Raw genomic sequence first — 11,315 nt, forward strand, 5'->3', positions numbered from 1 at the left:
CTTGCCGATGGCGGATGTTCCCCACCCCGCGATCAGCGCCGGCCCGCAACCAAGCCGCCCGCGGCGCGTACCTTGATCGGCATTAACAAGAAGAAGGAACCCGATGAGAAAGCTTCTGGTCGGCGCTGCCGCGATCGGCATCCCGGCAGTTCTGGCGGCCTGTGTGGCCATTCCTCGCCCGGGCCCGGTCGGCAACCGGTCCGTCCCCGATCCCGCGCGCCCGGTGGACCTGCCGCAATATCTCGGCCGCTGGTACGAACAGTTTCGCTACGAAGCATCGTTCCAGAAGGGGATGGATGCCGTCATGGCATTCTACAGCCTGAACGATGATGGATCGATCCGCGTGGTCAACAGCGGCCGCAAGGGCGGCGTGAACGGCAAGGAGAAGTCCACCACCGGCAAGGCGAAGATCGTCGATCCTGCGACCAACGCCAAGCTGAAGGTTTCCTTCTTTGGCCCGTTCTATGGCGACTATTGGGTGCTTGACCATGGCGACAATTACGAATGGTCAATCGTCGGCGAGCCGTCCGGCCGTTACCTGTGGGCATTGACGCGCGAGAAGAAGCCAAGCGCCGAGACCATGGAATTGCTGAAGAAGCGGGTGCAGGAACTGGGCTACGACTGGTCGCTCGTCCGCGTCACCGCGCAATGACGATATGCTGAACTAGGCGCGCGCGGCGCTGGCTGCTGCGCGCGTTACCGCGGCTGGCGCGCTAAGGGCGCCGCTGCTCATTCTCAACCTGTCTAAGGTGTCAGGCGCGCCCACCGGCGGCGCTGCTACCTACGCACGCTACAGAGCCCGGACGAACGGGCCCGTGACATCTAGAGAGGAAATAACATGGTCGGATCGGTTCGCACGCGCACTTGCTGGGTCTTGGCGTCAGCTTGGGTGCCTTCGTGATCGCAGGGGCCGCGCAGGCGCAGGACGCGCCGGCCGCAGCGGAAGCGCCTGCCGAGACCACCCAGACGACCACCGCGGCACCGGCAGATCACGCCACGGCCGCGAACGACGGCGCGATCGGCGATATCGTCGTGACGGCGCAGCGCCGCGCAGAATCCATCAACCGCGTCGGCATCTCGGTTCAGGCGCTGGAAGCGGACACGCTGCAGGAGCTGCGCGTCCAGAACGTGCGCGATCTCGCCGCCGTGGTGCCAAGCTTCACCGTTGCGCAAAGCTATCAGGGCGTGCCGACCTACACGCTGCGCGGCATCGGCTTCAATTCGATCAACCTTTCGGCACAGTCGACTGTCGGCACGTACGTCGACGAAGTGGCGTACGCCTATCCGATCATGAACACCGGCCCGATGATTGATATCGAGCGGGTCGAAGTGCTGAAGGGCCCGCAGGGCACACTCTACGGCCGCAATACGACCGCCGGCCTTATCAACTTCGTCACCGGCAAGCCGAGCGAGACCGCGTCCGGCGCGATGACGGTCGACGTCGGCAATTACGAGACGTTCAACGTCGGCGGCTATGTCACCGGCCCGATCGCCGAGGGCATCCAGGCGCGTATCGGCTACCGCGTCGACCTGTCGAACGAAGGCTGGCAGATCAGCAACAGCCGGCCCGACGAGCGGCTCGGCCGCGTGAAGCGCTATGGCTTGCGCGGCTCGCTGGCGTTCCAGCCGGGCCCGTTCGAGATCGATCTGTCGGCCACCTATTGGGTCAACAAGTCGGATACCGTCTCTGGCCAGGCGATCGGCTTCACCCCGGCGACGACGCCGGGCGGGGGCGGCTCGGCCAGCAACTTCAACGCGCCGGGCGCAGCCGCCTATATCGCGGCGAACTTCCCGACCCGCGGCAACCAGGCCGACTGGGCGCCGTACGCGCGCCGCTCGGCAGACATTGGTCGCGGCGCCGGCATCAGCGATCCGCTCGCCGAGGACAATTACTTCCTCGGGCTGAAGGGCCGCATCCAGCTCAACGTGTCCGACAGTGTCCGCGTCGTGTCGCTCACCGGCTATAACGAGTTCGATCGCAAGGCGACCTTCGACTGGTCGGGCATCCCGGCGGAAGTGCTGATCCAGAAGGCGGACGGCCATATCGAAAGCTTCGCGCAGGAGCTGCGCGTCGAAGGCGACGGCCCGGGCTATAACTGGCTCGTCGGCGGCTATTATTCGAAGGACACGATCAGCGACACGAACCGCACGCTGCTTGGCCAGAATGCGAACTCGGCGCTGCTGCGCTTCGCCACGTCGCAGCTGATCAACACGCCGATCAACACCTTCGGCTATACGCTGGCGGACGCGGCAAGCACCTTCCGCACCTATCGCGACGAGGGTGCGTTCGACACGCGGACGTGGAGCATCTTCGCCAACGGCGATTACGCCTTCTCCGATCTCATCAAACTGACGCTGGGCGCTCGGTACACGCAGGATCTGCAGAAGTTCACTGGCTGCTCGCGCGATTTCAACGGCAGCATGGTCACCAACATCAACCTGTTCAACCGCGGCCTCTACCAGCAGCTGTTCAATCCCACCGGCCCGCTCGCGGCGCCGATCGGGGTGAATGACTGCAACACGTTCAACCCGGCGACGAACAGCTTCGGCGTGGTCAATTCGCGCCTCGACGAGGACAATTTCGCCTGGCGCGGCTCGATCGACGTGACGCCGAACGCTACCACCTTGTTCTACGCCTCGATCTCGCGCGGCTATAAGTCCGGCACCTCGCCGATCAACGCAGCCAGCAACGCGCGCCAGAACCTGCCAGCCAGGCAGGAGCAGCTGACCGCCTATGAAATCGGCGCGAAGCTCGGTTTCCTCGATCGCAAGGTCCAGCTGAATCTCGCCGGCTTCTACTATGATTACAAGGACAAGCAGATCAGCGCCTATTTCGCTGATCCGATCTACACCGCGCTTGCCCGCCTCGATAACATTCCGAAGTCGGAAGCTTATGGTATCGAAGGCGAGCTGACGGTCCGTCCGGCCCGTCCGCTGACGCTGATGGCGAACGCCTTGTGGCTGAAGACGCGGATCAACGGCTATGTCGGCACCAACGCCGCCGGCAAGCCGCAGGATTTCGACGGCGCGCGCTTCATCTACAGCCCGGAATGGACGCTGTCAGGAACCGCGCTGCTCGATCAGCCGATCAACGACGACCTGGCGTTCACTGCCAATGCCAACGTGCGGTATCAGTCGCGCCAGACCACGATCTTCGAGGTCAATCCGCTGTATGACATCAAGCCGTACACGGTGGTCAACGCCGGCTTCGGCGTGAAGGCGACCGACGACAGCTGGGCGCTGAACGCCTGGGCGCGTAACCTCTTCAACCAATATTATTGGAACGCCGTCGCCAGCAACGCGAACATCGTGGTCCGCTTCCCGGGCCAGGTCCGCACCTATGGCGTGACGGGGGCCTTCCGCTTCTAAGCTATGGCTCGAACGGGATGACGACGGCGCCCCGGGCAAAACCGGGGCGCCGTTTCGTTTGGAAGCCGGCGAGGAGCGATCAGCGCGCGCGCAGGCTTCGGAAGGTGATCGACCAGCGCGTCCGGTCCATCTCGGCGATGCTATGCTCCCAATCGTGGCGCGCCTCACCGGTAAGGTGATAGGCGCCGCGCGGCGGCAGTGGCGCTGAGACGCGCTCGAACTTCGCGCCCACGCGCCGGCGAAAGCGCATCGCGGTCGGCGCGCCGAGCGATAGGCCGACGACATGCTCGAACGCCGGCCGGTCGCGATGCCAGCCGATCCCGGCGCCCGGATCGTAGCGGATCAGCAATGCCTGGACGAGTTCGTCCTCGGGAAGGCCGGCGAAGCGCGCCGCGCGGGCGCGGATCGGCAGCAACCAGTCCGGCAGCGGCTCGCCCGTCAGCAGGCGGCCCTTGTCGAAGTCATAGGTCCAGCCGAACGAGGCGGTCAGCCGCTTGCCGGTCCATCCCTGGAAGCGGAACGGCGCCAGCGCTTCGCCATCGATCGCGGCGGTCAGCGCGCGCTCCTCCGCCTCGCTGACGAGATCGTCGGTCGCTGTGAGGCCCGGCAGCAGCGGCGTATCGAACAGGTCGAGCATCAGGACGCCTTCGCCTGCTCGCCGCCGGCGGGCGGCTCCCAGCCGAAAACGCTTCGCCCGCCATAGTCGTGCGATCGCGCGCGCTCCTTGGCGATCAATGCTTCCACCGATGGTCCGGTCGCGGTCCGCTCCAGCCGGCGCGCCTGTTGGTCGAGGCGGCGGATCGCAGCCAGCTTCTCGTCCTGACCGAGCTTCGCCGCATCCACCGCCTGCTTCATCACCGCGATCGTCCGGTCATAGACCTTGGTGGGCACGGGGAAGGGGTGACGATCCTTGCCGCCATGCGCCAGGCTGAAGTGCGCCGGATCGGTGAAGCGGCACGGCGCGCCGTGCACCACCTCCGCCACCAGCGCGAGCGAGCGGACGGTTCGTGCGCCGATGCCCGGCACCAGCAGCAGGTCGGCGAAATCCTTCGGGCCGCGATCGGCGGCAGCAGCAAGCGCGCCGTGGAGCCGTCGCTCCACCACATTCTCCGCGTGTAAGGCATGATGATCGGGCATCACGAGATGCGGCAGCAGCGGCTGGGCCGATGCTGTGGCGGCACGCGCCGATGGTGGTTCGAGGCGGGCAACCTCGCGCATGATGCCGTCCGGCCCGGCATCGCGCAGCAGATCGAGCTGGCGGTTCCGCGAGGCTGCCGCCCGTCGATCCGCGAGGTTCACGATCGCGCCCTGCTGCCGACCCTCGATCGCGGCGTGCGGCGCGTCGACGAAGCTTTCCAGCCCCTCCGACAGCCAGTGATAGCGGCGCGCCTGCCGGCGATCGCCGTTCATGCCCTGCTGCACCACCACCCAGCGGCCGTCGTCCGCCACGATGAAGCCGTGGAGGTACAGGTCGAACCCGTCCTGTACCGCGGCGCTGTCCACCTTCGCGACCAGCCGGCTGGCCTGCGCCAAAGCCGCGCCATCGATGCCGACACGCTCACCGATCGCGACGAGTTCCCCCGGGGTGGCGCGGCTATGCCGTCCGCGTCCGCCGCAGACGTGAAGGCCAAGCTCGCCGGAAAGCGGGGCGAGCCCACGCTTCAACGCGCCGATCACGCTCGTCGTGATGCCGGACGAATGCCAGTCCATCCCCATCACCGCGCCGAACGACTGGAACCAGAAGGGGTGGGCGAGCCGCCGCAGCAGCTCGTCGCGGCCATATTCCAGCACGATCGCCTGGGTGATGACGGCGCCGAGCCGGGTCATCCGCTGGCCCAGCCATGCCGGCACGCGGCCGCCATGCAGCGGCAGATCCGCGCTTCCCGCCCGCCGCCCCATCAGCGTGCTCCCGCAGCGACGGCGTCGAACAGCGGCAGCGTCTCCGCCGGCGCTGCGCTCGCCGCCTCGAAGTTCGATACGGTCACGCCGACGAGGCGGATCCCGTTCTCGGGTGGATAGATCGACCGGATGAGATCAAGGCTGGCTGCGTGCAGTTGTTCGCGCGTGTTGACCGCCCCGGGGTGGCTGCGGCTGCGCGTGATCAGGCGAAAATCCTGGAACTTGATCTTCACCGTCACCGTCCGTCCAAAGGCCTGCGCCTTCTCGCACCACTCCCACACGTCGTCCGCCATGCGCAGCACGCCGGCCTCGATCTCGGCCGGCTCGGTCAGGTCGGTGCGGAACGTGGTTTCCGAGCCCGAGGATTTGCGCTCGCGATTGGGGTTCACCGGCCGGTCGTCCTGCGCCCGGGCGATCGCGTAATACCAGCCCGCCGAACTGCCGAAATGCTGCTCTAGGAACGCCATCGACTTGCCGCGCAGGTCCGCGCCCGTCTCGATGCCCAGCCGCTTCATCTTCGCCGCCGTCACCGGCCCGACGCCATGGAAGCGCGACACTGGCAGCGTCTCCACCCAGGCCGGGCCCATCTCCGGCGTCACCGCGAACTGACCGTTCGGTTTGCGATGATCGGACGCGAGCTTCGCCAGGAACTTGTTGTACGAGACGCCGGCGGAGGCGGTGAGGCCGGTTTCCTCGAGGATGCGCGCGCGGATCGCCTTCGCCGTCGCCCAGGCGGTGGGCAGCCCGGCGCGATTTGCCGTCACATCGAGATAGGCTTCGTCCAGCGACAGCGGCTGGATGATGTCGGTAAACTCGGCAAAGATCGCATGCACCTGCCGCGATACGGACTTGTAGACGTCGAACCGCGGGCGAACGAAGATGAGGTCCGGGCAGCGGCGCAGGGCCGTTACCGAGGGAAGGGCTGAGCGGACGCCGAAAGCCCGTGCCTCATAGCTCGCCGCCGCCACCACGCCGCGCGCGGCGGCGCTGCCGACCGCAACGGGCTTGCCGCGCAGCGCCGGGTCGTCACGCTGCTCCACCGACGCGAAGAAGGCGTCCATGTCGACATGGATGATCTTGCGAGTCGATCCGCCTTCCATCTGCGGGCCTATAGCAGCTGCGGAACGGATGCGGAACACCGCGGCGGCGCGATGCGATAAGCCGCGCCGCCGCGATGGTCAGTCAGCCGGTCGTGTCAGGCGACTTCCTCGACCTGCGGCAGGTACGCGCCATAGCCTTGCGCCTCCATGTCGTCGCGGTGGACGAAGCGGAGCGAGGCCGAATTGATGCAGTAACGAAGCCCACCGCGATCACGCGGCCCATCGGGGAAGACATGGCCCAGATGGCTGTCGCCGTGCTTGGAGCGCACTTCGGTGCGGGTCATGAAGTGCGAGTGATCGGCGAGCTCCGTCACGTTCGCGGGCTCGATCGGCTTGGTGAAGCTCGGCCAGCCGCAGCCGGATTCATATTTGTCGGAACTCGCGAACAGCGGCTCGCCCGAGACCACGTCGACATAGATCCCAGGCTCCTTGTTGTAGAGCAGGGCGCCGGTGCCCGGCCGCTCGGTGCCGCTCTCCTGCGTCACGTAATATTGCTCGGGGGTCAGTGCGGCGATCGCTTCGTCGGTCTTGCGGTAGCTTGTCATCAGCGCCTCCATTCGCCGCCCAAGATGGGGCCGCCGGGCGGAAATTTCGAGCCCGTCCCGGAACGCGCGCGCCGCTGCTTCGCTGACGCGCCGCAACAACGGAAGTTCGACATGGCCGAGACGAAGAAAGCGATCCTCTATCGCATGGTGCTGCCCGATCACACCTGCCCTTTCGGCGTACGCGCCAAGGAGATGCTCGAGCAGGCGGGCTATACGGTGGAGGATCACATCCTCGCCACGCGCGGGGAGGTGGATGCGTTCAAGGACGAGCATGGCGTCGCCACCACGCCGCAGGTGTTCATCCAGGGAGAGCGGATCGGCGGCAGTGACGATCTGGAACGCTACCTGGCGCAATAATGGTTCGTCACCCCGGCGCGCAGCCGGGGTGACGATGTCGATCAATTGCCTTCGGGAGGCTCCACCTTGAACGGCGCCGTTCCCGGGTGGGCCGGCGGCTCGGGCGTCAATCCTGGCGGTGTCGGCGTCACCCAAGCCGCTTCGTGGGTCGGTCGCTTCGGTGCGGGCGGCGGCGGGAGCTGCCGCGGGGCAGAGGATGGCCAGGTCGAGGACTTGCTCTTCCCGCCGCGAAGCGCCGCGAACAAACCAACACCAACGGCCAGCACCGCACCCGCCTTCAGCGCAAAGCCCGCCTTGTTATGCTTCCACTCGGCCTGCGCGCCCATCTCGGCCGGTACGTTGGGCACCTTGCCCTTGGCCAAATCCTCGACCACGCCCTCGACCACGTTGATCCGGTCCGCGCCCATCAGCAGCAGCCAGTGCCACCAGTCGGATTCGCTGTGGCGGAAGGCGTAGCGGCGAATCATGCCCGAAAGCCCGCTCGGCGGGGTCGAGGTGCCGATCACCGCGGGCAGCCGGTTGTGCTCGATCGATCGCAGCACCTCCACCTTGGGGCTCTGCTGCGCCGGGCGTTCCCAGGTCAGCCCCCGCGTCTGGTTCTCGATGTGCCGGATCGGCCAGGTCGGGTTGTTGTCCGGCTCGGCATCGACGCCCCAGCCGGGGATCGTGGACGTATCCACCATGGCTTTCGTCATCCTTGCGTCCTCTCTCACTGGCCGTTGGGCAGCAGCAGCGGCTTGATGCAGCCGTCGAGCTTGGCGGAGAAGATGTGATAGGCGTCGGCCACGTCCTCCAGCGGCACGCGGTGCGTGATCATCGCCTTAGGGTTTATGTGTCCGGCCTTCACGTGATCGATCAGCCGCGGCAGCAGGCGCTTCACCGATGCCTGGTTGGCACGGATGGTGATGCCCTTGTTCACCACGTTGCCGATCGGCACGATGTTGCCCGTCGGACCATAGACGCCGACGATCGAGACGATCCCGCCCTTCTTCACCGAGTTGATCGCCCAGTGGAGCGCGATGGCATTGCCCGCTTCCAGCTTCAGCTTGGTGCCGAGCACGTACTGGATCGCATTGCCCGCCGCGTCGCCGCCGACCGCGTCGATGCACACGTCGGCGCCCAGCGAATCCGTCTGCTTCTTCAGGAACACGACGACGTCGTCGATCTCGCGGAAATTATAGACCTCCGCCGGGCCGAAGACGCGGGCGAACTCAAGGCGATAGTCGAGATGGTCGATCACGATCACGCGGCCTGCGCCAAACAGCCAGGCCGATCGCGCCGCCATCAGGCCAACGGGGCCGGCGCCGAACACGACGACGGTGTCGCCCTTCTGGATGCCGCCCATCTCGGCGGCTTGGTAGCCGGTCGGCACCACGTCGGTCAGCAGCACCGCATCATCCGGGTCCATCCATTCCGGGATCACCGTCGGGCCCACATCGGCATAGGGCACGCGAACATATTGCGCCTGCCCGCCGTCATAGCCGCCGGCGGTATGCGAATAGCCGAAGATGCCGCCGACCGCGGTCGCCTGGGCGTTCGATTCATGGCAATTGCCGAACAGGCCCTGCTGGCAGAAATGGCATTTACCGCAGGCGATGTTGAACGGCACGATGACGTGATCGCCGCGCTTCAGGTTCTGCACCTCCGGCCCCACTTCCTCCACGATCCCGCAGAATTCGTGCCCGAACGTCATGCCCACCCGCGTGTCGGGCACCATGCCGTGATAGAGGTGGAGGTCCGATCCGCAGATGCAGGATCGGGTGACGCGCACGATCGCATCCTCGGGATGCAGGATCTTGGGCATCGGTCGTTCGTCGGCGCGGACGCGATACGGCCCGCGGTAATTCATCGCCAGCATTCATGGGCTCCCTGAAGCGGCAGAGGCTTGCCTGCCTTCATGAAGCCCGGTCGCCCGCAACGGTTCCTGATCTTGCGGCAGATCAGGGACTTTTCAGGCTCAATGCTCGCGCTGCCGCCGCAGCCGCAGGCCGATGAACAGCACCGTCGGCCAGAACAGCGTGTTCAGCGTATCGCCGATCGTGTCCGGCCAGCGCCATGATCCATGGTTGTACCGGTCGATACACTCGTTGATCGCCTGCAGCACCACCACGCACAGCAGCGGGATCGGCGTTGCCAGCGACCGGCGCGTGATCAGCCGCGCGAGCAGCAGCACCGCCATGCCGCCATGCACGTGCGCCAGCGAATCGCCGCCGGTGGTGAGGATGCCGGCAACGTGGGTCTTGAGCGCGACATAGTCCATGGTCAGCGCCTTGGCCGCGGTTCCTCAATCGCGCAATCGCGGCTCACGCCTTCAGGCGATAGCCGGTGCGGAATATCCACCACACTGCGGCCAGGCACACCGCCAGGAAGCCGGCCGTCACGGCAAGGCTGATCAGCGGCGACACGTCCGCGGTGCCGAAGAAGGTCCAGCGGAAGCCGTTGATGAGATACGCGATCGGGTTGAACAGCGTCACCGTGCGCCACGGCTCGGGCAGCATGTCGAGCGAGTAGAAAGCGCCGCCGAGGAAGGTCAGCGGGGTCACGACGAGCAGGGGGATGACCTGCAATTGCTCGAAGCCCTTGGCCCACACCCCCAGCACGAAGCCGAAGAGCGAGAAGGCGCAGGCGACGAGCATCAGGAACGCCAGCATGGCCACCGGGTGCGCCACCTCGACATCGACGAAGAGGTGAGCGGTGCCCAGGATCACCAGCGCCACCGCCATCGCCTTGGTCGCCGCCGCGCCGACATAGCCCAGCACCGTCTCGAACGCGGACATGGGGGCGGAAAGCAGTTCGTAGATCGTCCCGGTGAAGCGCGGCATGTGGATGCCGAACGCGCCGTTGAACGTGCTTTCCTGGAACAGCGACAGCATCATCAGCCCGGGCACGATGAAGCTGCCATAGGGAATGCCGTTCACCTCGGTCATGCGCGATCCGATCGCGGAGCCGAAGACGACGAAGTAAAGCGTCGTCGTGATCACCGGCACGGCAAGGCCGGTCCACAAGGTCCGGCGGAAACGATGCATTTCGAAGCGGTAGAGGGCCCAGACGCCGCGGGCGTTGAAGCGGGCCGGGTTGATGCTGCTCTGGTTCATGCGGCCCGCCGATCGTTGACCAGCCCGACGAAGATTTCCTCCAGCGAGCTTTGGTGAGTGTTGAGATCCGAGAATTCGATGCCGAGATCGCGCAGCCGCGCCAGCAGCGACGGAACGCCGGTGCGCTCGGCGTGGCGATCGAAGACGTAGCGCAGCTCGCGCCCATCGGCGGTGAGGTCCAGCTTCCAGTCGGCGAGGCTGGGCGGCAGTGCGTCGAGCGGCTCGGCCAACTGGACGATCAGCTCCTTGCGGCCCAGCTTCTTCATCAGCGTGGCCTTTTCCTCGACCAGCACCAGTTCGCCGCGATCGATCACGCCGATCCGGTCGGCCATCTCCTCGGCCTCCTCGATATAATGGGTGGTGAGGATGATGGTCACGCCGCGCTCGCGCAGCCGCCGCACCATCGCCCACATGTCACGGCGAAGCTCCACGTCGACGCCGGCGGTCGGCTCGTCGAGGAACAGGATCTCGGGTTCGTGCGCCAGCGCCTTGGCGATCATCACCCGGCGTTTCATGCCGCCCGACAGTTCCTTGATCTGCGCGTCTCGCTTGTCCCACAGTGACAGTTCGCGCAGCAGTTCCTCGACCAGCGCGGGGTTGGGCGGCCGGCCGAACAGCCCACGGCTGAACGCGACGGTCGCGCCAACCGGCTCGAACTGATCCGTGTAGAGTTCCTGCGGCACCAGCCCGATGCGCGCGCGTGCCTCGCGATACTGGCGAACATTGTCATAACCGTCGACCAGCACCGTTCCGCCCGTCGCCGTCACCAGGCCGCAGATTGCGCCGATCAGCGTCGTCTTCCCCGCACCATTGGGGCCGAGCAGCGCGAAGATCTCGCCGCGCGCGATATCGAGGTCCACTCCCTTCAGCGCCTGATGACCGGAAGCATAGGCCTTGCGCAGGCCACGGATCGAAATGACAGGTTGCATTGCTTCTCCGGAAGGGGAGGT

General features: G+C 66.2%; 12 protein-coding genes. 3 read left to right on the forward strand and 9 right to left on the reverse strand.

The genetic code is table 11. The features are described from left to right. The first annotated feature begins 103 nt into the window (after positions 1-103). Together ACH0AE_RS04730 and ACH0AE_RS04735 are read left to right on the forward strand one after the other, a co-directional pair. Positions 104-652 (forward strand): lipocalin family protein, encoded by a 549-nt coding sequence (locus tag ACH0AE_RS04730; RefSeq protein ID WP_294445165.1) that lies wholly within the window; start codon positions 104-106, stop codon positions 650-652. Between the two features lie 245 nt (positions 653-897). Next, entirely contained in the window at positions 898-3,369 is a 2,472-nt protein-coding gene (locus ACH0AE_RS04735) for a TonB-dependent receptor (protein ID WP_406875495.1), read from the forward strand. Positions 3,370-3,448: 79 nt separating this feature from the next. Here ACH0AE_RS04735 and ACH0AE_RS04740 read toward each other — a convergent pair whose 3' ends face one another. The 4 genes from ACH0AE_RS04740 to msrB form a co-directional block, all read right to left on the reverse strand. Then, positions 3,449-4,006 (reverse strand): alpha-ketoglutarate-dependent dioxygenase AlkB, encoded by a 558-nt coding sequence (locus ACH0AE_RS04740; protein WP_294443471.1) that lies wholly within the window; start codon positions 4,004-4,006, stop codon positions 3,449-3,451. Continuing rightward, positions 4,006-5,268 (reverse strand): DUF763 domain-containing protein, encoded by a 1,263-nt coding sequence (locus ACH0AE_RS04745; RefSeq protein ID WP_294443472.1) that lies wholly within the window; start codon positions 5,266-5,268, stop codon positions 4,006-4,008. The genes ACH0AE_RS04740 and ACH0AE_RS04745 overlap by 1 nt, the downstream gene beginning before the upstream one ends. Beyond that, positions 5,268-6,368, reverse strand: coding sequence for a DNA polymerase IV (gene dinB, locus ACH0AE_RS04750; protein ID WP_294443511.1), 1,101 nt, complete (start codon positions 6,366-6,368; stop codon positions 5,268-5,270). Before dinB ends, ACH0AE_RS04745 begins: the two co-directional genes overlap by 1 nt. Before the next feature lie 95 nt (positions 6,369-6,463). Continuing rightward, a complete protein-coding gene (gene msrB / locus ACH0AE_RS04755; RefSeq protein ID WP_294443474.1) occupies positions 6,464-6,913 on the reverse strand; it encodes a peptide-methionine (R)-S-oxide reductase MsrB in 450 nt (149 codons plus the stop codon). A 111-nt stretch (positions 6,914-7,024) separates the two neighbouring features. Here msrB and ACH0AE_RS04760 point away from each other — a divergent pair, with 111 nt between their 5' ends. Next, positions 7,025-7,270, forward strand: coding sequence for a glutaredoxin domain-containing protein (locus ACH0AE_RS04760; RefSeq protein ID WP_365928277.1), 246 nt, complete (start codon positions 7,025-7,027; stop codon positions 7,268-7,270). 41 nt (positions 7,271-7,311) lie between these two features. Here the strand turns inward: ACH0AE_RS04760 and ACH0AE_RS04765 are convergent, their stop codons facing one another. The 5 genes from ACH0AE_RS04765 to ACH0AE_RS04785 form a co-directional block, all read right to left on the reverse strand. Next, a complete protein-coding gene (locus ACH0AE_RS04765) occupies positions 7,312-7,965 on the reverse strand; it encodes a hypothetical protein (RefSeq protein ID WP_294443476.1) in 654 nt (217 codons plus the stop codon). 14 nt (positions 7,966-7,979) lie between these two features. Next, complete coding sequence (locus tag ACH0AE_RS04770) at positions 7,980-9,128, reverse strand: zinc-dependent alcohol dehydrogenase (RefSeq protein WP_294443477.1); 1,149 nt, start codon at positions 9,126-9,128, stop codon at positions 7,980-7,982. 99 nt (positions 9,129-9,227) lie between these two features. After that, positions 9,228-9,530 (reverse strand): hypothetical protein, encoded by a 303-nt coding sequence (locus ACH0AE_RS04775; protein ID WP_294443479.1) that lies wholly within the window; start codon positions 9,528-9,530, stop codon positions 9,228-9,230. A 43-nt stretch (positions 9,531-9,573) separates the two neighbouring features. Beyond that, the gene (locus tag ACH0AE_RS04780; RefSeq protein WP_294443480.1) at positions 9,574-10,365 is read right to left on the reverse strand and encodes an ABC transporter permease; all 792 of its coding nucleotides are present in this window, start codon (positions 10,363-10,365) and stop codon (positions 9,574-9,576) included. Next, entirely contained in the window at positions 10,362-11,294 is a 933-nt protein-coding gene (locus ACH0AE_RS04785; protein ID WP_294443481.1) for an ABC transporter ATP-binding protein, read from the reverse strand. Before ACH0AE_RS04785 ends, ACH0AE_RS04780 begins: the two co-directional genes overlap by 4 nt. Between the last annotated feature and the right edge of the window lie 21 nt (positions 11,295-11,315).

Origin of the sequence: Sphingomonas sp. 179-A 2A2 NHS, from assembly GCF_045371305.1 — a bacterium.
In the GTDB taxonomy this organism is placed as follows: domain Bacteria; phylum Pseudomonadota; class Alphaproteobacteria; order Sphingomonadales; family Sphingomonadaceae; genus Sphingomonas.